The following is a 19,686-nucleotide window of genomic DNA, read 5'->3' as shown; positions in this document are numbered from 1 at the left end:
ATGGCAGAGCTTTCCCAGAAGATGAAGGAGCTCGTGCAGCCGTATCTGGCGAGCATCGAGCCGTATGACCCAAACTTCACGCCCACGAGCATCAATCTCTCGGCAAACGAGAACACCTATCCCGTGCCCGAGGGCGTGCGCGAGGCCGTTGACGCCGCCTTGGCCGCAACGCCCCTCAACCGCTACCCCGATCCCATGAGCAACGACTTGCGTGACGAGCTGGCCGCCTGGCACGGTGTGCCGCGCGAGATGGTTTGCGCAGGCAACGGTGGCGACGAGCTGCTCTATAACTTCCTGCTCGCCTTTGGCGGGCGCGGGCGCACGCTGCTCAATTGCCCGCCATGCTTTAGCGAATACGCGTTTTTTGCCTCGCTTGTTGAGACCGGGGTGCATGACGTATGGCGCGATCCCAAGACCTTCGAGCTCGATTGCGCGGCGGTGCTTGAGGCGGCCCCCTCATGCGATCTTGCTATCGTGACCTCGCCCAACAATCCCACGGGAGACGTGGCTCCGCTCGATTTTATCGGCAAGCTCTGCGAGGCATGTCCCGGTATGGTTATGGTCGACGAGGCATATATCGAGTTTGCCGACGCCTCCTTTGGTGCCAAGACCACGGCCCAAGGACTTATCGAGAAGTATTCCAACATCGTTATCCTGCACACGTTGTCCAAGGCCTTTGGGGCGGCGGGCGCGCGCTGCGGATATGTGATCGCGGCGCCCGAGGTTATCGACGTGTTTGCGGCGATTCGCCAGATCTACTCGGTCAATGTGCTTACGCAGGCGGCGGCGCTTGCGGCCGTGCGCGCTCGCGATGCCTATGCGCCGGTTGTGGCCCAGGTTGCCGCGGAGCGCGAGCGCGTCAAGACTGCGCTCGAGGCGCTTGCTGCCAAAGGCCTGCCCGTTGAGGTCTGGCCGAGCTTTGGCAACTTCCTGCTTGTGCGCACGGCGCATGCGACCCGTGTGCGCGAGCGGCTGCGCGACGAGTACTCGATTCTTGTGCGCGACTTTAGCTATGCGCCCGGACTTGCTGACTGCCTGCGCATCACCGTGGGCACGCCTGCAGAAAACGACGCTGTATTGAGCGCGCTTGCTGTGCTCGTAAAGGAGGAGATGTAGATGTCTCGCACCGCAGAGGTAACCCGCAAGACGGGAGAGACCGACATCCAGATCAAGCTCGACCTCGATGGGTCTGGCGTTTGCGATATCGATACGGGTGTGCCGTTTTTCGACCACATGCTCAACGCGTTTGGCCGTCACGGCCAGTTTGACTTGGCGGTGCATGCCGTGGGCGACGTTGAGGTCGATGCGCACCATACCGTGGAAGATACGGGTATCGTGCTGGGCGAGGCATTTTGCCAGGCGCTTGGCGATAAAGCGGGAATCGCGCGCTTTGCCTCCTCGACCATCCCCATGGACGAGACGCTCGTCATGGCGGCGGTCGATATTTCCGGTCGCGGTCAGGCTTATTGCGACCTGCCGTTGCCTACCGAGCGCGTGGGCTCGTTCGATACCGAGCTTGCGGTCGAGTTCTTCTACGCCTTTGCGCGCGATGCCAAGCTCACGCTGCACGTGCGCGAGCTGGCGGGCGAGAACAGCCATCACATCATCGAGGCAGCTTTTAAGGCCACGGGCCGTGTCATGCGCTTTGCATGTGAGATGGACCCGCGCGTGAAGGGCGTGCCATCGACCAAGGGCACCCTTTAGCTGGGCGTTTTAATCGATTGAACGGTAAGAGAAGAGGGAACAGTGCTCAGTCCATCGATTGTCATCGTCGACTACCACAAGGGCAACCTGTCGAGCGTGGTGCGCGGTTTTGCGCGCGCTGGCGCCGAGGCCTATGCGAGCGACGATCCTGCGCATGTCCGCGCGGCCGACGGCATCGTGATTCCCGGCGTGGGGTCGTTTTACGATGCCATCTCCTATATGAGCGAGTCGGGGCTTGACCAGGCGGTGCTCGAGGCCGCTGCCGCAAACAAGCCGATCTTAGGTATCTGCCTGGGGCTTCAGCTGCTGCTTGACCGCGGTGACGAGGGCGTTCCCAAGGATGTTTCTGCAGCTGTTGCGAATGATGCCTACGGCAAGGGTTTAAATCCCGGAGTGATTTTTGAGGCTGACGGCAGGCGTTGGGTACGCGGTTTGGGACTGATTCAGGGGTCGTGTTCGCGCCTTGAGTCCACGCGTCTTAAAGTTCCCCATGTTGGTTGGGATCAGGTGCATCTGACCAAGGAGGGTGCCGCTTCGCCTCTTTTGCGCGGCTTTCCCGAGGGCGCCAACATGTATTTCACGCATTCGTATGCGGCAGGCCTCGATGTGCCCGCTGCCGACACCCTTGCCCATACGCACTATACGCGCAGCTTTGCCTGCATGGTGCAGCACGGCCGGGTCTTTGGCTGCCAGTTCCATCCCGAGAAATCCTCGACGCGCGGCCTGCGGCTTATCGAGAACTTCGTGGGCATCGTCGAGGGTGCCATGAACGGTGGGGAGGTAGACGCATGATTTTGTTTCCCGCTATCGATCTGATTGGCGGCAAGGTTGTTCGCCTGGAGCGCGGCGACCGAAGCCGCTGCAAGGTTTATTCCGACGATCCCGTTTCGGTTGCGCGGGAGTTTGCCGCTCAGGGCGCAACGTGGCTCCATGTGGTCGATCTTTCGGCAGCATTCGAGGAGGATGAGGACGCTCGCGAGGCTAATTCGCGCGCTATCGAGGCAATCTGCCAGGTAGATGGCCTGTCCATTGATGTGGGCGGCGGCGTGCGCTCGCTTGCGCGCATCGATGAGCTTGCGGGGTATGGCGCCAAGCGCATCGCTATGGGTACCGTTTTGGTAACGGAGCCGGGTTTTGCCGAGGTCGCGGCGCGCGGCTTTGGCGACCTGCTGGTTGCCGACGTTGCCGCTCGCGATGGTCAGGTCAAGGTGAACGGCTGGCGCGATGGCGTGGGCCTGGCGCTTGACGAGGTGGTGGGGCAGCTTGCCGAGCAGGGCTTCAAGCACCTGGTCTATACCGACATCGCACGCGATGGCATGCAGACCGGCATCGATGTGGCGGCATATGCCCACGTGGCCCACGTTGCCGGCTTTCCGGTTGTCGCCTCGGGAGGAATCTCCACGCTTGACGACATTCGTGCGGTTGCCGCCGCGGGCGCGGATGTCATCGAGGGCGCCATCACCGGGCGTGCCCTGTATGAGGGCAACTTCACGTTGGCCGAGGCCTTGGCCGTGGCCCACGGAGAGGAGGGCGCATGCTAACAAAGCGCATCATTCCGTGTTTGGACGTCAAGTGCGGACGCGTTGTGAAGGGCGTCAACTTTGTGGAACTGCGCGACGCGGGCGATCCAGTCGAGCTTGCCTCGGCATATGATCGCGAGGGCGCCGACGAGGTTGTGTTCTTGGACATTACCGCCACGAGCGACAATCGCGCGACAACAATCGACATGGCTGCGCATGCGGCTGAGGAGCTCTCCATTCCCTATACGGTGGGCGGCGGTTTTCGCGATCTTGCGGGCATGCGCCAGATGGTTGCTGCGGGTGCCGACAAAGTGTCGCTCAACTCGGCGGCCGTGCGCGATCCAAACCTGATTACCCAGGCCGCTGCGGCGTTTGGCAGCCAGGCGGTGGTGTGCGCTATCGATGCCAAGCGCGTGGGCACGCCCGGAAAGCCCGGCGCCGACAAGTGGGAAGTCTTTACCGCGGGTGGTCGCAATGCCACGGGTATCGATGCCGTTGAGTGGGCTGCGGAGGCGGCACGCCGCGGTGCGGGCGAGATTTTGCTTACGAGTATGGATCGCGACGGTACCAAAGAGGGATTTGACCTGGCGCTCACGCGTGCCGTTGCTCGTGCGGTCTCTATTCCCGTGATTGCGAGCGGCGGCGTGGGCACGCTCGAGCATTTTGCCGAGGGCGTTATCGAGGGCGAGGCGGATGCCGTCCTTGCGGCAAGCGTGTTTCACTTTGGAACCTTTAGCATTCGCCAGGTAAAGGAGTACATGGCAAGTCAGGGTATCCCGGTAAGATTGGATTTTTAGATGATCGAGGTCACAACGCCCGCGCAGCTTACCTATGACGAACGCGGCCTCATTCCGTGCGTGGTTCAGCAGTACGACACCGGTGAGGTGTTGATGGTGGCGTGGATGAACGAGGAGTCTGTGGGGCTTACGCTTGAACGCGGTACCACGTGGTTTTGGAGCCGCAGCCGCCAGGAGCTTTGGAATAAGGGCGCGACCAGCGGAAATATGCAGCAAGTGCGCGAACTGTGGACCGATTGCGATAGCGATACGCTGCTTGTGAAGGTCGACAGCCCCGGTCCGGCATGTCATACGGGTGCACGCAGTTGTTTTTTCAAGCGTGTTGAGCCGTAGGTAGATGAGATGCAAGCCGCGATAGCAGCGGCGTTACGTTTGGGAGGAGTCAAGCATGGGCGTACGTACCGCTAACGTGCAGGATGGAAATATCGGCGAGACTCTGGAGAGCCTGGCCGCGACGATACATGGACGTCGCGAGTCTTCTCCCGAAAAGAGCTATACGGCGCGCCTTTTGACCGACGTTGAGGACGAACTGCTCAAGAAGATCGCCGAGGAGGCAAGCGAGGTGATCATGGCCTGCAAGGATAAAGACCACGACCACATTCGCTACGAGGCGGGCGACTTGGTGTACCACCTGCTCGTGACGCTCGAGCGCTACGGCGTGACTCTCGACGAGCTTGCCGGCGAGCTCAACGCGCGCATGAAGTAGCCGTTTTTACATGAAGCAATCGGGCGGGTGCCTTCTGCGAGGATGGCACCCGCCCATTTTTTACGGGTATAGGTAGGTAAAAACCGTTCATTCGAGTAGACGCTCTTTTTGAGGCGCGACAACCTGCGAAAATGCCGCCGATTTTAGAGGCGTACCTTGGGTTTTGGGTTTTACCTACCTATACCCGTATTTTTTGGTTGAGAGGGTGCTGGCGACGCTGCGATGTGGTGTTGCCAGCACCCTTTTTTGGTCGCTTTTGGCAACGGGTGGCGATGTTTCGTGAGGGGCCAGCGCCCTAGAGGGAGACGGTCTCCCATGCCCCGGCATCGCGGGGGATGTCAAATGAGCGGTATCCGCAGCTATAGGCGAATGCATAGGCATCACGGATGCCCCAGCAGATATCACAGGCGCGGTGCGCGTCTGATCCGAATGCGATGGGGACGCCTGCGCGAACAAAGCGTTCGAGCAGACCGCGAGTGGGGTAATAATCATTCACGCTTTTGCGCAGGCCGGCCGTGGAAACTTCGATTCGCCTGTGCGTATCGTGTGCGCACGCTGCCATCTGGTCCCATAAGGGGGCAAGATCAAAATCCGGGGCAAGCCCTTCGTTCGCAAAGCGCATGGGAAGGTCGGGGTGCGCCATCACATCAAAATCGAGCGGGCTTTCGCAGGCAGCACACCAGGCGTCGACATAGCGGCGCCAGACCTCGTGAACGCCAAGGTTTTTCCAAACATGCAGGTCGGCATCGTAGTCGATCCATCCGGCGTCGGAGTTGGGCGGGTCGGCACGGGGCACATCGTCGGTTCCGGCGGCGCCGGCAGCGCCAGCCATGATATTGCCCGGGCTGCCGAGCCAGTGAATACTGCCCAAGCGTACGGCGGCTCCTGACGACCACGCTTTGACCAGCGGCTCGCATCCGGGATACCAGTCGCATTCGAAGCCGTAGAGCAGTTTGAGCGAGGGTGAAAGCTCGGCCGCGAGTTTGACTGCATCGTCGAAGGCGGCACGATGGGCCGGAAGGTCTGCTTCGGTAACCTGCACGTCCCCAGCGGCGTCCATGCTGGCGGGCAGGGTGAGGTGATCGGTCGAGACCATTAGCTCGCAGCCTATGCCCGCCGCCGCGCGGACGTTTTCCTCGAATGTCGAGCCGCCATCGGAAAAATGCGTGTGAGTATGGCAGTCGACCAACGGGCAGCAAGGCATAAGGGCTCCTTTATTGGGCGATGGCTTGTTACAGCAGGCCCATGTCCTTAAGCTTGAACAGGTAGATGCCTACGAGCGCGAGGCTGCTGAGGATGCAAAGCACGCCGATAGCGATGCCTGCGAGGGCGAGGCCAAGGCGTGGGGATGCCTGCTTGCGCGCCACAACGCCCAATACGATGGCGACAATACCGGCGATAACGCTCAAAATCCAGCTGACATAGCCGCCGAGGATGGCTCCTGCTACAGCAAAGATGAGAGAAGCGACGGGAAGGCCGGGATTGCCGGAGCCGGGCTTGGGGGCTCGTTTTGCCGGGCTCGGGTCGTCCTCATCAAAGGCGTCGTGGATGCTTTGTTTGATATCTTCTTGGGACATGCGTGCCTCCCGTACATATTGTTGGCGCATTGCGTGCAAACGATGCCGCAAAGCATAGCACGCGGGCATGGGATTATCGTGGTGCGCGCCGCTGCTCCGTATGCCTGCGTGGATAAGTTGGGCTAGCGCAGAACATGCTTGTTTGAGTTGCGCATCTGCTGTGGTAGCGTTGGCGGGAAACGTTTGCGCTTGAGATCGAGAGGGGCTGCGTGGAGATGGCGATAAGGGCAGCGGGCACGAGATGCGGCAAAACGCTCTACTTGGATTGTCAGGCGGGAATTGCCGGCGACATGTTGGTTGCGGCGCTTCTTGACCTTGGGGGAAAGCCTGCACTGGGGCGGCTGACGCAAATGCTCGAGAAATTGTCGCTCGAGGGGTTTTCGGTTGCGGTGACGCGCGTGAAGAAGGCTGGTATCGATTGCTGCGACTTCGACGTGAAGCTGGACGCCGCGCACGAGAACCATGATCACGACATGGCCTATCTGCACGGTTTGGGCGACACTTCCCACGACCACGACCACGACCACGACCACGACCACGACCACGACCACGACCAAGCGCAGCGCGGCTTGGCGCGGGTCGAGCAGATCATCGATGCCGCCCCGCTTTCCGAGCGTGCACGCGGCCTTGCCCGCGACGCCTTTCGCATTCTCGCACGAGCCGAGGCAAAGGCCCATGGTCTGCCGATCGACCAGGTTCACTTTCATGAGGTGGGCGCAGTCGATTCCATTGTCGATGTTCTTGCGGCGGCATTCTTGATTGACGATCTAGAGATTGAGCGAGCGATTGTCCCCGCGCTGACCGATGGCCATGGGACGATTCGCTGCCAGCACGGCGTTATCCCGGTGCCCGTTCCTGCAACGCTGAACATCTGCATTGCTCATGGCTTGCCGCTGTCTTCGAGTTCGGTTGAGGGCGAACTTGTGACGCCCACCGGCGCGGCGCTCGTTGCTGCCCTGGATCCCGAGTTTTCCCTGCCCGAACGCTATACGATTCGCGCGGTGGGCCTCGGCGCGGGCAAGCGCTCCTACGAGCGTCCATCGATCTTGCGCGCAATGCTCATCGAGGAGCTTGACGCGCACGTTGGTGCCGCCCGTGAACCTCGCCCCTCGCTCTCTGCCGAAACGCAAGCGCCCAACCGCATCGTTAAGCTCGAATGCGATATCGACGACTGCTCGCCGGAGGTTTTGGCCTATGTCGCGGAGCGTTTGCGCGAGGCGGGCGCGCGCGAGGCGCATTGGCTGCCGATTTTTTGCAAGAAGGGCCGCCCCGCTTATCAGCTGCAGGTTATTGTGGAGCCCTCCGATGTTTTACGCATGGAGGAGATTATCTTGAGCGAGACGACGACCATCGGCATTCGTCGCCTGCAAATGGAGCGTACCTGTTTGCCTCGGGCCATCGAGTCGGTGGAGACGCCGTGGGGCGAGGTGGCGGTAAAGACCGTTCGTCTTCCCGACGGCACGCGGCGCACGACTCCGGAGTACGAGGCCTGTGCTGCCATCGCACGCGATAAAGGCGTTGCGCTGCAGACGGTGATGGATACCGTGCGCAAGGCGGTCTGCGGCCGATGAAGCGCGCTCGCGTCCGATAGGGCGGGGTACAATGCTTCGCGTATACGCGTTTTGCTCCGCCGCTCGGCGGGGAGAGGAGACCTTATGTCCACTATGCGAAAAGCGCTGAAGGTCCTGAGCCTTCTCGCCGTGGTTGGCGGCATTGACTTGCTAATCACCCTTATCGTGCTCAACACTTCCGGCGACCAGGCACCCGACCTGCTGCATTCCATCGTAATGGGGTTTGTCGTGCTCTTTGCGTTTTTGCTGGGGGCGCAGGGCATCTCTGCTGCTAACGTTCCCGTTCGCGCCCGCGGCCTGCTGCCCGTGGCGCTCGTCGGGCTGCTTGTTAATGCCGCCGATGTGGTGCTTGCTATCCTGAACGGCACCGCTGTTGTGTCGGTTGTGATCAACGCATTGATCATCGCGGGCATTTCCTATTGCGCCAGCGCTGTCGCAAAAGAATCCCTGCGCTAGCGTTATTCGTTGCAAGGTGTCTTGAGATTGGACCCCATCATGAAGTTTCTTATCGCATCCGACATCCATGGCTCCGCGTATTGGGCCGAGCGCCTGATGTCTGCCATCGAGGAGGAGCAACCCGATCGTGTCATCCTTTTGGGCGATCTGCTCTACCACGGTCCCCGCAACGATCTTCCCCGTGACTACGCTCCCAAGCGCGTGATTCCGCTGCTCAACGATCTTGCCAAGAGCGGGCGCGTGATTGCGGTGCGCGGCAACTGTGAAGCAGAGGTCGACCAGATGGTGCTCGAGTTTCCCTGTATGTCCGACAGCGCTCTCGTGATGGATAGCGACGGCCGCGAGCTCTTTTGCACGCATGGCCATGTGTTTGGCGCCGGCATGCACAACAGCGTCGATAGCGCACCGGTGCTGCCCGCCGGCTCCGCGCTGGTGTACGGACATACGCATATCAAGGTCAACGAGGAGAGCCAGAAGCATCCGGGTTTGTGGCTTTTCAACCCAGGCAGCGTATCCATTCCCAAAGACGGGACGCACAGCTACGGCATCTACGAGGACGGCTCCTTCCGGCACGTGGTTCTCGAGGAAGCCTAGCGAAAGCTTCGACGAGGCGCATTTTGCTCGCGTGTTAGCGCAAAAGCCGCCAAAGGGTAGTGCGGCTGATGCCCAAGACATCGGCCGCTTTTGTTTTGTTGCCGCCCAGGTGGTCGACAACCAGCTGGGCGATATCTCGTTCGGTGTCGGCGAGGGGACGCAGGATATAGAGGTCGGTTTCCAGGGCCGGAGATGAGAAGACTCCGGAACGAATCACGTTTTCCTGGGCAAGAACCGCGTTTGCGTTCTCTTTGCTAACGGGGGCGTCTCCACCTAGAATCAGCAGGCGCTCGGCGACTTCGCGCAACTGTGCGTAATTGCGTGGCCAGCTGTAGGCGTCCAAGATCGCTGCGGCATCGTGCTCGATTGACGGCGCCTCCATTTCAAATTCTTGGGCGAGACGCGCCAGGTAACGTTCGACGCGTCGCGCGGCATCGCCTTGTTCTCGCACGGAGGGGGCAATGCAGACCGCGCAGTTGAGCTGCTCGGCGCATTGGGCCACGGCATCGCACTCTCCGCCACCGGGAATGTCGTTGCCCGAAAGAATCACGCGACAGCGTTCGGTCAGGGCTCCCTCGCGCAGCGTTGCCAGAAGTTCGCGATGGCGGCGTTCTTCCAGGGCATGCAAGCGCCTGATATAAATGGTCATATCGGTTTGATAGAGCGGCGAATCTGCGGATTTGAGCAGATGATGCCAGGAGCGGTCGTTCAAGATATCGCAGCTAATGCGAACAAATGGCTGGTGGGAAAGGGAGCCGCTCAAATAGAGAAGCTCGGCTATCTGGTCTTTGCCAGACCCTGCTTCGCCTTCCAGCATCACGGGCGTATTGTGCTCGTAGGATGTAAGGACAAGCGGGGAGAGGGCCGCCTCGCCCTCGATGATGCCAAAGGCGCTTTGCTCAAAATCGATGCGCACTTCTTTGGCGTTGAGCCAATCGATGCCGGGGCGAACGGTGGTGGTATGGCGATGGCGCACGGTAAAGACGTCGAGCGCGTGCCCGCCCACATCTTGTTTGCGGGGATAGAGCGTAAAAAGCTTTCGGTCGCGCGTAAACAGCAGGCGCCCTCCTGCGGATGCCTGGTCTCGATGGTTTCGCGCGTATTGGATCAGGGCATCGCGATGCTCCTGTGTCGATGCCAGGGTGGTAAAAGCAACGGACGCGTCGCTGTCGAAGGCGATGATATCGATGCCGGCGTCGGCAAGCGCTCCGACAAGAAGTCCTTGCAGTGAGTCCGGGGCAAGATAGTTGACGGCAGGGCTGTTCGCGTCTCGGTTGTCCATGGGCCACCTCTGTGACTGTTTCAAAATTAAACGATAATTCGCATTTGTCAGTATAGAGCAGGAAAAGGCGACACGCGATTATAGTGGTGCACCAAACAGAAGGTGCCTGACGGAGTGGCTAACCGCCAGCTTCCAACTGGGCGATGAGGGTTCTTGGCAACGCCCGCCATCGCCGTGCGACAACGGATTTCGAGCCGGTGCGCACAGCGATGGTGAGCGACATTACTAACACTGCGGACAAGCCCGCCGAGTGCCCTCAACGCCCCGTTGGTACCCTTTCCGTTCTTGTGACGCCATCCACACAAGAATGAGGAGCGACCCCGAGTTCTCGGGGTCGCTTTGCTTTTGGCGTGCACGTTTGCTTGCGTATGTGCGCAACTTCTGCTTTTGTCGCTCGAAGGCTGCCGATGCTGTCACAATTGTGCGCATATGATTTTCGATTCGAGCGGAGTTTTTCATGCCCACTTCCGGCGCTGCCTGCAATATCATCGTCGATTCATGCTGCGAGCTTTCGAGGGGTTACTGCGAACGTGCGGGCTTGCGCGTGCTCAATTTTTCCTATACCGAGACCGTCAAAGGCGACGATGGCCTGACGGGCGTAGATGATATGTATGAGAGCACCTCGGCACACGATTTTTACGAGGCCATGCGCCATGGTGCACAGCCAATGACCTCGCAGCCTTCGCAGCTCGCTTTCGAGACCGCCTTTAACGAGGCGATCGATTCGGGTGTGCCAACGGTGTATCTGGCTTTTTCGAGCGGGCTTTCCGGTGCATATGAGGGCGCCTGCACCGCGCTTGCGCGCATTTGCCGCGAGCGCGAGGTCGAGTCTGCGGCAGAGCTGGGCATGTATGTTGTCGATCTTAAGCTGGGCTCCACGCCCCAGGGTCTGATCATCGCCGAGGCGGTGCGTCAGCGCGACCGCGGCCTTACTGCTGCCGAGCTTGCCGCATGGGCGGCCGAGGCACGCTATTACGTGCAGACGATGTTTATGGTCGACGATCTTGATGCCCTGCATCGAGGCGGCAGGATTCCTGCCGGTGTGGCGCTTGTGGGCGGAAAGCTGGACGTCAAACCGCTGCTTACCTTTGATACCGATGGCAAACTCGCCGTTGTGGGCGTGGTGCGCGGTCGCAAGAAGGGGCTGCGGCGCATGGCGGAGTTCTATAGCAAGGGCCGTAATGCAGACCTGTACTCTAACGTCGCGGCTATCGGCAACGCCGACGCCACGGGCGATGCCCGTCGGCTGCGTGAGCTGATTGCCAAGCAAGACGACACCACGATGTTTCTCGAGACGAACATCGGTCCCACGATTGGCTGCCATGTGGGGCCGGGCATGGTGTCTGTTTCCTTCTGGGGCGAGGACCGTCGCGGCCAGACTTCGATTTCCGATCGTATCGCCGGAATGGTCAAAGGCAAATAGCGCATACACACCAAGCGTATGAGAAATCGGGCCTGTCCAAAGATGCGGACAGGCCCGATTGCATACGAGGGCTACTGGGGGTAAAGGCTACTTTACGTACACCACGTTGTCGCGACGCGGTTTGGGCTCGCCCGCGGGGCCGGCGGCGTAACCCAGGATGCAATGGCCTACGCCGCGCAGCGATCCGTCGGAGGGAAGACCCCAAGATGCCAAAAGCGCGCGTCCTTCTTTGGACTCAAACTCCTCGCGTGCGCGATGGATCCAGCACGAATCGACGCCTAGGGCATGTGCCGCATTTATCAGGTTGCCCATAGCGAGGGCGCCGTCTTCCACGCAGGTGGGAACGTTTGCGTCAACAAGCACCACAACTACCGTCTGCGCTCCATAGAACGGATCGGTGTCGACTCCCATAATCTGGGCGTTCATGCGCGAAAGCTGTTTGACTGTGGCGGGATCGGTTACGGCAACAAAGGTGACGGGCTGGCGTCCCATGCCACTTGCGGCGAAACGGCCCGCTTCGATAATGGCATCGAGCGTTTGGGCGTCGACAGGGCGATCGAGGTATGCTCGGCAGCTGCGGCGCGTCTTTAGGGCATCGAGGGCATCCATAACGGTTCCTTTCGATTGGGAATTGGTCTACGGGGCTATCTATACCCACTGAGCGTATATGAATAATGGCTTAGGACTTGCAGAATTTTAAGATGCGTAGGGCTTGGCAATGTGTGCGTTGCACACTCGGCTGCCATATCTTTTTCGTTTTCTTCCGTTTGCGTGTATGTCTGTGCCGCCTGCCTAAATGACCTGTCGCGCGGGGCCTTAAACGGGTTTATTTGAAGATAGCGCTCTGTTTGATACGGGGCTTTCACATCCGCCCGCGACCATTTGGGAGGTCATCATGGGATTGAAGGCAGACGAGACGATATCCTTGGAATTCGAGGATCTCCTGAGCTACCTGCGGTCTAAGACGCGCATCTTTATGGATGCCGACGGCGGTCAGTATTACGTCACGCACACCGATGGCTACTGGCGTGTGCAGGATTGCAACCAGCTAAACGAGAAGGGCCGCTTTACGGATTGTTCCGAGCTGGTCAACACCTTGTCCGAGCTTATCGAGCTTCCCTGGCATGACGGCAAGAGTATCCACGACTTGTGCGCAGATGCCACGTTCTACGAGTCGATACAGGAGGACTAGACGAACGCTTGCGTTCTAATAATCGATTCCCCTTTTGCCCGTCAGCTCACGTTGGCGGGTTTTTTATGGCAAGGTTCGCTTTGGCGCGAGTGACCCCCTCTTGACAGTAATCCGAAACCGGACTATCCTCTCTCGAAAGAAATGTCCGATTTCGGATTACTGATGCCGAGCGAATCTTCGGAGGGGTATGGACGATATGGATGGGGACGAGCTCGCTGCGATGGCGCAGCGCCTCGACCATGGTTACAACCAGGTGGATAAGCTCTACTACGAGGTTGCTCGGGCATGTGGGCTTCCGGAGTGCTCGTACTGGATGATCTATGACATCGTGCAGCATGGCGGCTCGCGTCCCGTTGCCGCGCTTTGCTCGGAGTGGGGCTACAGCAAACAGACCATCAACTCGGCGCTCAAGCATCTGTCGATGCGCGGGCTTGTGGATCTGGTTTATGCCGAGGGAAGCCGCAAGAACAAAGTGGCCCAGCTAACCGTCGAGGGCACGCGCTTTTCAAAACGCTTTATCGCGCCCGCACTCGATGCCGAGGTTAAAGCCCTCTCGACGCTGACCGCTACCGAGCGCAAGCGCTTCGAGGCCTTGGTAAATAAGTACGATGCTGCGCTTTCGCTCGAGCTCACGCGCCTCAAAGAAGCAATTCTGGAAGAAACTCGATAACGAACGAAGGATATATATGAAAACGCTTGTGCGTTTCCTCAAACCTCACAAAGGGCTTGTTGCCCTCACCCTTCTTATTTTGCTGATTGACAACGCGGGAACGCTGCTGGTTCCCACCATGCTTGCAAATATGGTCAACGTGGGCATCACATCGGGATCGACCGAGTACATCCTGCGCAACGGCCTGCTCATGCTGGGCGCCACCGCCATGGCATCGGGTGGTGCGGTGACCGGCTCTTACCTCACTGCGCGCTTGGCCTCGCGGGTTGCCTGCGACATCCGCTGTGCGATCTATCGTAAATCCCTGGAGTTCTCGGCGAGCGATTTCGAACGCTTTGGAACCGGCGCCATGATTACGCGCACGCTGGGCGATATCAACGTGATTCAGCAGGCGATTATCATGACCTGCCAGATGGTGCTGCCTATGCCGGTGCTCGCCGTTGTCGGTATCATCCTTGCTTTTAGGATTGACTACCAGATGGGCCTCATGTTGCTGATCGCCGTGGCTATCGTGATGGTGCTTGCAGTGATTACGGTGGCAAAGACGGCGCCGATCTTTATTCGCTTGCAGAGTTTTGTCGACCGCATGAATGTAGTGCTGCGCGAGAACATCGTCGGCGCGCGCGTGATTCGCGCGTTTGGCCGGGAGCAGCGCGAGGAGCAGCGCGAAGGGCGCGTATTCGAGGATTATGCGCAAAACGCCATCCGCGTGAACTACGTGTTCTCGGGTCTCGATTGCTCGTGTTTCTTTGTAATGAATATGGTTGAGGTATGCGTTATCTGGCTTGGAGGCAATCGCGTGGGTGCGCATGCCATGCAGATTGCCAGCATTTCGGCGGTGTTGGAGTATGCCATCCTCATCCTCTTCTTCATCATGATGGCGCAGATGGTAATGGTGACCATGCCGCGCGCCAAGGCGTGCCTCGATCGCGCGCGCGAGGTGCTGGAGCTCGAGCCTTCCATTGTGGACAGTGCGGATGCCAAGGTGCCTTTGGCTGTGGCGGCGCCTGCGCGTGCGCTTGCAGGCGAACGGGATGTGGTGGCGCGCTTTGACCACGCGAGCTTCCGTTTTGCCGATGCTGACGAAGACACGCTTCATGACCTTACTTTTAGCTGTCGACGTGGGCAAACCACGGCGATTATCGGATCGACGGGATCGGGTAAATCGACGGTGGCAAAGCTTTTGCTGCGCCTTCACGACATTACGCGCGGGCGCGTGCTTTTGGGCGAGCGCGATGTGCGCGATATCACGCAGCGTGAACTGCGTGCGCGCGTCTCGTATGTGCCGCAAAAGGCATGGCTCTTCTCGGGCACCGTGGCGAGTAATCTGCGAGACGGCTTGCCCGATGCGACAGAGGAGCAGATGCGCCATGCGCTCGACGTTGCCCAAAGCCAGTTTGTCTACGATCTCGAACGCGGGCTCGATGCGGCGGTTGCCCAGGGGGGAACGAACTTCTCGGGCGGTCAGCGCCAGCGTTTGGCCATCGCGCGTGCGATTATCAAGCCCGCGGACCTTTATATCTTTGACGACAGCTTTTCGGCGCTCGATTTTAAGACCGATGCCGCCCTGCGCGCCGCGTTGACGCAGGAGATGCGCGGCTCTGCGCTTCTCATCATCGCCCAGCGCATCTCGACCATCTTGCACGCCGATCAGATCATCGTGCTTAAGGACGGCGAGGTTGTGGGCCAGGGGCACCACGAGGAGCTTATGGAAACGTGCGAGGCATATCGCGCTATCGCCGAATCGCAGATGAGGGGAGGTGAGGCGCATGAGTGAGCAGAGGAAGTATCTTTCTGCCGAGGAGATTTTTGCCGAGGAAGAGCGGGAGGAGCTGAGGCGCGAGCAAAAGCGCTTGGCCGATCTGCGCGATTCGGAGGAGGGGGAGCTTGAAGACCTCAAGCCCCGCAACACCTGGGCGACGGTGCGTCGTCTATGGGATGAGGCGGCAGACCAGCGCTGGCGCTTTGTGGTCGTAGTCATCGCCATCGTTTTCTATACGGTGTGCTCGATTGCAGCGCCCGCCTACTCCGCGCATCTCATCGACTACATCTGGACGCAGGTTCAAGCGGCCGATGCTGCCGGCAGGCAGTTCTCGATCGGCTGGGGGACGGGCGGCGAGAAGATTCTTTTTTACCTGGGAATCTGGACTGTGGCGCTTGTTTTCTATTCGACGCAGAGCCTGTGTATGGCGAGTTTTGCGGAGCGCCTTAACCTTAATTTGCGCAATCGCTTGGCGGCAAAGCTTAACCGTTTGCCGTTGAAGTTCTACGACGGGCACAAGCCCGGTGAGATTGTGAGCCGTGCTACAAACGACCTGGACAAGATGAGCGAAGTGCTGCAGCGTGGCGTGCTCACGCTGCTTACTGCGATAGGCAGTATCATCGGCTCGGTAATCATGATGCTTACGTATAGCGTTGAGCTCACCGTGATTTTCCTTGTCTTTTCGGCAATCTCCCTTGGCATTACCGCTTGGGTTTCCAAGGCGACTCTTGGCGCTGCGGCGCGGCGACAAGAGCTTTTGGGAACCTTGACCGGGGCAGTTGAGGAGGCCTACAGCGGACGTTTGGTGATTCGTTCGTTTTGCCGCGAGAAGGCCAGCGCCGACGAAGTCTGCTCGCAGGCCGCAGAACTTGCTGACGCCAACTGCAAGGCGGATTTCTACACCAATGCGGTGGGCCCGTCAATTCGTTTCCTAAGCAGACTCTCGCAGATTATCATCGCCGTCGTGGGCTGCAATATGCTTGTTGCCGGCCGTATGACCGTCGGTATATTCCAGGCGTTTTTCCAGTACATCTATACGGCAGGCGAGCCCATAACGCAGCTGAGCTACACCATCAACTCGATGCAAAGTGCGCTGGCGAGCGTGGAGCGCGTGTTCGATGTACTTGATGAGCCCGAAATCGAGCCCGACCCGGCGCCAGGGCTGGCGGCGCATGTGCCTCAGCCTATGCGGGGGCGCGTCTCGTTCGAGCACGTGAGGTTTGGCTATACGCCCGAGAAGACCCTTATGCAGGACGTATCCTTTACGGCGGAACCCGGCCAGAAGATCGCGATTGTGGGTACGACGGGCGCGGGCAAGACCACTCTCGTTAACTTGCTCATGCGTTTTTACGAGATTGATGGGGGCCGCATCACGCTTGATGGTGTGGACACGCGCGCCATGACCCGAGCGGAGCTGCGTTCGAACTTTGGCATGGTGCTGCAGGATGCATGGCTATTTGACGGCACCATTGCCGAGAACATCGCGTACGGATGCGACGGCGCTTCGCGCGAAGAGATCGTTGCCGCGGCCCGCGCTGCGCAGGTTGACTTCTTTGTGCGCACTATGCCCGCCGGCTACGATACGAAGGTGGCAAACGATGCGGAGAACATTAGCCAAGGTCAGCGCCAGCTGCTCACCATTGCGCGCGTTTTGCTGGCAAATCCCAAAATCTTGATTTTGGATGAAGCGACGTCGAGTGTGGACACGCGTACCGAGCGTGCTATCGACCGTGCGATGGCGGCGCTTATGCAGGGTCGTACGAGCTTTGTGATCGCGCACCGGCTGTCGACGATCGTGGATGCCGACTTGATTTTGGTCATGCATGCGGGCAACATCATCGAGCAGGGAACGCATGAGGAGCTGCTCGAACGGGGCGGCGCGTATGCGACGCTCTATCAGAGCCAGTTTGCGTAAATGAAAAGAGACGAGGTGCCGGGTTTGGCGCCTCGCCTTTTCACTATGAGGTAAAAAGCCTGCTTGTGCGCGTAAGGCTACTTTTTGGCAGCTTGATCGGTCAGTTGGCGCACAAGGGCGGTGAGCTTGGCAACTTCCGCCTCGAGCTCGGTGACGCGGCGAGCGTTTTCGGCGATGCTCGCGCGGTTGCGAGCCGATGCCTCTTCGCCGGGGTCGGGCATGAACTCGCGGTGACGCTTGGCGTCGAAGGTCTCTTCAAAGACGCGGCATCCGTTGCGTTTGACGATGCGCCCCGGCACGCCCACCACGGTGCAGTTGGCCGGAACGTCCTTGACGACAACGGAGTTGCCGCCGATCTTCACGTTGTCACCGATGGTGATGTTTCCCAGTACCTTGGCGCCGCAGCCAACGGTTACGTTGTTGCCCAGTGTGGGGTGGCGCTTGCCTGTCTCATTGCCGGTGCCACCCAGGGTGACGCCCTGGTAGAGCGTGCAGTTATCGCCAATGATCGTGGTCTCGCCAATAATGACGCCCATGGCATGGTCGATGAAGAAGTGCTTGCCGATGTGTGCGGCAGGGTGAATCTCGACGCCGGTCATATGCCGGGTTATCTGCGACATGATGCGGGCAAGGCTTTTGCAACCATGGTTCCACAGCCAGTGCTCGGGCACGTGGTTCCATTTGGCGTGAAGGCCGGGGTAGGTAAGAAAGATGACGAGGCCGTTTTGCGCGGCAGGGTCTTCCCGCTTGACGTTGGCGATATCCTCGCGAATTGTCGTGATAAAGCCCATCTTCGGCACCCCTCCCGTGCAAACGATGCGCTTAAGTATAGCGAATCACTAGGATTAATAGGTACTGGGAGAAGAAGAAAGAATAATACGTTTCGCGAAGTTCGATTGGTTTGACCGGAAGGCTATTTACTGTATATTTACTGTAAATATGATACTACGCTGAAAGGAGCTGTCATGCCAGCCGTTGCATCGCTTTCGGAGTTCAATCGCAATCAAACAGCCCTTATCGATACATTGGAAAAAACCCAAGAGCCTATTTATCTAACGCGCAACGGAAAAGCGAGCGTGGTGGTGATGGACGCTGCGGCTTTTGACCGGATGGTGTCGGCCAAGGAGCGTGCGCAAAGACGTGAGATGGATGTTTACCAAGGCTTGATGCGTGGCTATGCCGACGTCCTTGATGGAAAGATGTCGGACGCAAAGGGCGCCCTCGGTGCTATTCGCGAAAAAAAGGGCTGGTAGCGTGAGCTATAACGTTGAGATTACCGATTACGCTGCTGATTTTATCGAACAGAATGTGGCGTTGGAGTCGGTCTTGAGGCGCTTTGAGTGGGCGGCCGAGATGCTGTCAGCGTTTCCGTCCCTGGGACCCGTCTACGATCCTGAGTACATAGCGGCTCGACCGCCGTTTCCCTGTAGATATTTGCCGCTTCCCGATACGCCTTTTACACTTTATTACACGGCGGATGAAGCGGCCCTTCGCGTGACGATTATCGATATCGAATGGTCTGCCGGAGATCCTCGAAAGCGTTTCCCGGGATTGTAGAGCGGTGCGTGCCCAGACGGCGCCCCCGATGGATACACCTGTTACTTATGCATAGTTGCTGCTAATCGCGTTGGGCTTTTGTTGCACGGTGCCGCCGCACGTATACTTTTTTGCCTGGACGCATTCCGCGCCCAAGGCAGAGAGGTTTTACCCTATGAGTTTTATCAACATGATTATCGAGCTGCTCAGAGATCCGCGCACGGCGATTTCGGCCTGGATCGCAGCCGGTCCGCTCACGGCATACGGCTTTATCTTCCTGATTATCTTTATCGAGACCGGCGTGGTCTTCATGCCGTTTTTGCCCGGCGATTCGCTGCTGTTTGCAAGCGGCTGCTTTGCCGCCGACGGTAGCTTCAATATCGTCACGCTGCTTGCCGTGGCATGGGCCGCGGCGATTTTGGGCGACCAATGCAACTTCATGATCGGCCACTTCTTTGGTAAGAAGATTATCGCTTCGGGCAAGGTCAAGGTCATGACGCCCGAGCGCATCGAGAAGTCCGAGGCGTTCCTCGACAAATGGGGCCATCTGGCCATCTTCTTGGGTCGTTTCTTCCCGTTCATCCGCACGTTCGTGCCGTTTCTTGCTGGCGTGGGCGGCATGAAGTGGCATTCCTTTGTCCTCTTTAATGTACTAGGTGGCATCACCTGGTCTACGGTCTTCACACTGCTGGGATTCTTCTTTGGCGGCATTCCCTTTGTCCAGGAGCATTTTGAGCTGCTGATTGTAGGTATCGTTGCCGTCTCAGTTGTTCCGACGGTTGTGGGCCTGCTCAAGGCGAAGTTTGGCAAGAAGAAAGAGGCTTAAGGCGACGTTTGTGCCTGCGCGCCTGCGGTGCTGTTCTGCATGTCGTATCGGGCTTAGCGCGCCTATCGCGATTTTTCAATTAGTAGATGCAGCGAGTTGCTCCTCGGCGCACCTCGAGCTGCCCCCGTTTCCCGGATAAGGGGAACGGGGGCCTT

General features: G+C 59.1%; 23 protein-coding genes. 18 read left to right on the top strand and 5 right to left on the bottom strand.

Going from position 1 to position 19,686, the window contains the following annotated elements:
• From hisC to hisE, 7 genes are read left to right on the top strand one after another with little or no spacing between them, the layout of a single operon-like run.
• Positions 1-1,116: a histidinol-phosphate transaminase gene (gene hisC / locus HF320_RS08695; RefSeq protein ID WP_169277931.1), complete on the top strand. Its 1,116-nt coding sequence runs from the start codon at positions 1-3 to the stop codon at positions 1,114-1,116.
• The gene (gene hisB, locus HF320_RS08690; RefSeq protein WP_169277930.1) at positions 1,117-1,704 is read left to right on the top strand and encodes an imidazoleglycerol-phosphate dehydratase HisB; all 588 of its coding nucleotides are present in this window, start codon (positions 1,117-1,119) and stop codon (positions 1,702-1,704) included.
• A gap of 42 nt (positions 1,705-1,746) precedes the next feature.
• Positions 1,747-2,496 carry a glutamine amidotransferase-related protein gene (locus tag HF320_RS08685; protein ID WP_169277929.1) on the top strand — a complete coding sequence of 250 codons (750 nt, stop codon included), beginning with the start codon at positions 1,747-1,749 and terminating at the stop codon, positions 2,494-2,496.
• Positions 2,493-3,245: a 1-(5-phosphoribosyl)-5-[(5-phosphoribosylamino)methylideneamino]imidazole-4-carboxamide isomerase gene (locus HF320_RS08680; RefSeq protein WP_169277928.1), complete on the top strand. Its 753-nt coding sequence runs from the start codon at positions 2,493-2,495 to the stop codon at positions 3,243-3,245. Before HF320_RS08685 ends, HF320_RS08680 begins: the two co-directional genes overlap by 4 nt.
• A complete protein-coding gene (gene hisF, locus HF320_RS08675) occupies positions 3,239-4,021 on the top strand; it encodes an imidazole glycerol phosphate synthase subunit HisF (RefSeq protein ID WP_040219755.1) in 783 nt (260 codons plus the stop codon). Before HF320_RS08680 ends, hisF begins: the two co-directional genes overlap by 7 nt.
• Entirely contained in the window at positions 4,022-4,354 is a 333-nt protein-coding gene (hisI, locus tag HF320_RS08670) for a phosphoribosyl-AMP cyclohydrolase (RefSeq protein WP_022387589.1), read from the top strand. It begins immediately after the preceding gene.
• A gap of 55 nt (positions 4,355-4,409) precedes the next feature.
• Complete coding sequence (gene hisE / locus HF320_RS08665) at positions 4,410-4,727, top strand: phosphoribosyl-ATP diphosphatase (protein ID WP_022387590.1); 318 nt, start codon at positions 4,410-4,412, stop codon at positions 4,725-4,727.
• 295 nt (positions 4,728-5,022) lie between these two features.
• On the opposite strand, the gene HF320_RS08660 is transcribed toward hisE, so the two are convergent.
• Positions 5,023-5,931, bottom strand: coding sequence for a PHP domain-containing protein (locus HF320_RS08660; protein ID WP_169277927.1), 909 nt, complete (start codon positions 5,929-5,931; stop codon positions 5,023-5,025).
• Between the two features lie 28 nt (positions 5,932-5,959).
• Positions 5,960-6,304: a hypothetical protein gene (locus HF320_RS08655; RefSeq protein ID WP_169277926.1), complete on the bottom strand. Its 345-nt coding sequence runs from the start codon at positions 6,302-6,304 to the stop codon at positions 5,960-5,962.
• Between the two features lie 215 nt (positions 6,305-6,519).
• Between HF320_RS08655 and larC the strand changes: the two genes are divergently transcribed.
• The 3 genes from larC to yfcE all read left to right on the top strand — a co-directional run bounded on the left by larC (position 6,520) and on the right by yfcE (position 8,925).
• On the top strand, positions 6,520-7,875 hold the full coding sequence (larC, locus tag HF320_RS08650) for a nickel pincer cofactor biosynthesis protein LarC (protein ID WP_169277925.1): 1,356 nt from the start codon (positions 6,520-6,522) through the stop codon (positions 7,873-7,875).
• 84 nt (positions 7,876-7,959) lie between these two features.
• The gene (locus tag HF320_RS08645) at positions 7,960-8,331 is read left to right on the top strand and encodes a hypothetical protein (protein WP_138378603.1); all 372 of its coding nucleotides are present in this window, start codon (positions 7,960-7,962) and stop codon (positions 8,329-8,331) included.
• Between the two features lie 39 nt (positions 8,332-8,370).
• Positions 8,371-8,925: a phosphodiesterase gene (gene yfcE, locus HF320_RS08640; RefSeq protein ID WP_169277924.1), complete on the top strand. Its 555-nt coding sequence runs from the start codon at positions 8,371-8,373 to the stop codon at positions 8,923-8,925.
• A 34-nt stretch (positions 8,926-8,959) separates the two neighbouring features.
• Here yfcE and HF320_RS08635 read toward each other — a convergent pair whose 3' ends face one another.
• The gene (locus tag HF320_RS08635) at positions 8,960-10,207 is read right to left on the bottom strand and encodes a helix-turn-helix domain-containing protein (protein ID WP_169277971.1); all 1,248 of its coding nucleotides are present in this window, start codon (positions 10,205-10,207) and stop codon (positions 8,960-8,962) included.
• Positions 10,208-10,664: 457 nt separating this feature from the next.
• On the opposite strand from HF320_RS08635, the gene HF320_RS08630 reads away from it, so the two are divergent.
• Positions 10,665-11,630 (top strand): DegV family protein, encoded by a 966-nt coding sequence (locus HF320_RS08630; protein ID WP_169277923.1) that lies wholly within the window; start codon positions 10,665-10,667, stop codon positions 11,628-11,630.
• Between the two features lie 87 nt (positions 11,631-11,717).
• Here HF320_RS08630 and HF320_RS08625 read toward each other — a convergent pair whose 3' ends face one another.
• Positions 11,718-12,239 carry a nitroreductase family protein gene (locus tag HF320_RS08625; protein WP_169277922.1) on the bottom strand — a complete coding sequence of 174 codons (522 nt, stop codon included), beginning with the start codon at positions 12,237-12,239 and terminating at the stop codon, positions 11,718-11,720.
• A 286-nt stretch (positions 12,240-12,525) separates the two neighbouring features.
• Here HF320_RS08625 and HF320_RS08620 point away from each other — a divergent pair, with 286 nt between their 5' ends.
• From HF320_RS08620 to HF320_RS08605, 4 genes are all read left to right on the top strand, one after another.
• Entirely contained in the window at positions 12,526-12,822 is a 297-nt protein-coding gene (locus HF320_RS08620; RefSeq protein WP_169277921.1) for a CDP-alcohol phosphatidyltransferase, read from the top strand.
• Positions 12,823-13,009: 187 nt separating this feature from the next.
• On the top strand, positions 13,010-13,492 hold the full coding sequence (locus HF320_RS08615) for a MarR family winged helix-turn-helix transcriptional regulator (protein ID WP_169277920.1): 483 nt from the start codon (positions 13,010-13,012) through the stop codon (positions 13,490-13,492).
• Positions 13,493-13,508: 16 nt separating this feature from the next.
• Positions 13,509-15,269: an ABC transporter ATP-binding protein gene (locus HF320_RS08610; RefSeq protein ID WP_169277919.1), complete on the top strand. Its 1,761-nt coding sequence runs from the start codon at positions 13,509-13,511 to the stop codon at positions 15,267-15,269.
• Entirely contained in the window at positions 15,262-17,169 is a 1,908-nt protein-coding gene (locus HF320_RS08605; protein WP_169277918.1) for an ABC transporter ATP-binding protein, read from the top strand. Before HF320_RS08610 ends, HF320_RS08605 begins: the two co-directional genes overlap by 8 nt.
• A gap of 77 nt (positions 17,170-17,246) precedes the next feature.
• Here the strand turns inward: HF320_RS08605 and cysE are convergent, their stop codons facing one another.
• Entirely contained in the window at positions 17,247-17,960 is a 714-nt protein-coding gene (cysE, locus tag HF320_RS08600) for a serine O-acetyltransferase (RefSeq protein ID WP_169277917.1), read from the bottom strand.
• A 174-nt stretch (positions 17,961-18,134) separates the two neighbouring features.
• Here cysE and HF320_RS08595 point away from each other — a divergent pair, with 174 nt between their 5' ends.
• From HF320_RS08595 to HF320_RS08585, 3 genes are all read left to right on the top strand, one after another.
• Complete coding sequence (locus tag HF320_RS08595) at positions 18,135-18,422, top strand: type II toxin-antitoxin system Phd/YefM family antitoxin (protein ID WP_169277916.1); 288 nt, start codon at positions 18,135-18,137, stop codon at positions 18,420-18,422.
• Position 18,423: 1 nt separating this feature from the next.
• Complete coding sequence (locus HF320_RS08590) at positions 18,424-18,726, top strand: hypothetical protein (RefSeq protein WP_169277915.1); 303 nt, start codon at positions 18,424-18,426, stop codon at positions 18,724-18,726.
• Between the two features lie 154 nt (positions 18,727-18,880).
• Complete coding sequence (locus HF320_RS08585; protein ID WP_169277914.1) at positions 18,881-19,531, top strand: VTT domain-containing protein; 651 nt, start codon at positions 18,881-18,883, stop codon at positions 19,529-19,531.
• The last annotated feature ends 155 nt before the right edge of the window (positions 19,532-19,686 follow it).

The sequence above is a fragment of the Collinsella acetigenes genome (assembly GCF_012844445.1).
Lineage (GTDB): Bacteria > Actinomycetota > Coriobacteriia > Coriobacteriales > Coriobacteriaceae > Collinsella > Collinsella acetigenes.
Note: the sequence above shows the minus strand (reverse complement) of the source record. Positions and strands in the feature narration are given on the sequence as shown.

Excerpts from the sequence above, each read along its gene's own strand:
- HF320_RS08660 (WP_169277927.1), bottom strand. The coding sequence starts at position 5,931 with ATGCCTTGCTGCCCGTTGGTCGACTGCCATACTCACACGCATTTTTCC.
- hisF (WP_040219755.1), top strand. The coding sequence starts at position 3,239 with ATGCTAACAAAGCGCATCATTCCGTGTTTGGACGTCAAGTGCGGACGC.
- cysE (WP_169277917.1), bottom strand. The coding sequence starts at position 17,960 with ATGGGCTTTATCACGACAATTCGCGAGGATATCGCCAACGTCAAGCGG.
- hisC (WP_169277931.1), top strand. The coding sequence starts at position 1 with ATGGCAGAGCTTTCCCAGAAGATGAAGGAGCTCGTGCAGCCGTATCTG.
- HF320_RS08610 (WP_169277919.1), top strand. The coding sequence starts at position 13,509 with ATGAAAACGCTTGTGCGTTTCCTCAAACCTCACAAAGGGCTTGTTGCC.
- HF320_RS08680 (WP_169277928.1), top strand. The coding sequence starts at position 2,493 with ATGATTTTGTTTCCCGCTATCGATCTGATTGGCGGCAAGGTTGTTCGC.
- hisE (WP_022387590.1), top strand. The coding sequence starts at position 4,410 with ATGGGCGTACGTACCGCTAACGTGCAGGATGGAAATATCGGCGAGACT.
- HF320_RS08585 (WP_169277914.1), top strand. The coding sequence starts at position 18,881 with ATGAGTTTTATCAACATGATTATCGAGCTGCTCAGAGATCCGCGCACG.
- HF320_RS08655 (WP_169277926.1), bottom strand. The coding sequence starts at position 6,304 with ATGTCCCAAGAAGATATCAAACAAAGCATCCACGACGCCTTTGATGAG.
- hisB (WP_169277930.1), top strand. The coding sequence starts at position 1,117 with ATGTCTCGCACCGCAGAGGTAACCCGCAAGACGGGAGAGACCGACATC.
- HF320_RS08625 (WP_169277922.1), bottom strand. The coding sequence starts at position 12,239 with ATGGATGCCCTCGATGCCCTAAAGACGCGCCGCAGCTGCCGAGCATAC.
- HF320_RS08595 (WP_169277916.1), top strand. The coding sequence starts at position 18,135 with ATGCCAGCCGTTGCATCGCTTTCGGAGTTCAATCGCAATCAAACAGCC.
- HF320_RS08630 (WP_169277923.1), top strand. The coding sequence starts at position 10,665 with ATGCCCACTTCCGGCGCTGCCTGCAATATCATCGTCGATTCATGCTGC.
- HF320_RS08620 (WP_169277921.1), top strand. The coding sequence starts at position 12,526 with ATGGGATTGAAGGCAGACGAGACGATATCCTTGGAATTCGAGGATCTC.
- HF320_RS08605 (WP_169277918.1), top strand. The coding sequence starts at position 15,262 with ATGAGTGAGCAGAGGAAGTATCTTTCTGCCGAGGAGATTTTTGCCGAG.
- hisI (WP_022387589.1), top strand. The coding sequence starts at position 4,022 with ATGATCGAGGTCACAACGCCCGCGCAGCTTACCTATGACGAACGCGGC.
- larC (WP_169277925.1), top strand. The coding sequence starts at position 6,520 with ATGGCGATAAGGGCAGCGGGCACGAGATGCGGCAAAACGCTCTACTTG.
- yfcE (WP_169277924.1), top strand. The coding sequence starts at position 8,371 with ATGAAGTTTCTTATCGCATCCGACATCCATGGCTCCGCGTATTGGGCC.
- HF320_RS08645 (WP_138378603.1), top strand. The coding sequence starts at position 7,960 with ATGTCCACTATGCGAAAAGCGCTGAAGGTCCTGAGCCTTCTCGCCGTG.
- HF320_RS08635 (WP_169277971.1), bottom strand. The coding sequence starts at position 10,207 with ATGGACAACCGAGACGCGAACAGCCCTGCCGTCAACTATCTTGCCCCG.
- HF320_RS08615 (WP_169277920.1), top strand. The coding sequence starts at position 13,010 with ATGGACGATATGGATGGGGACGAGCTCGCTGCGATGGCGCAGCGCCTC.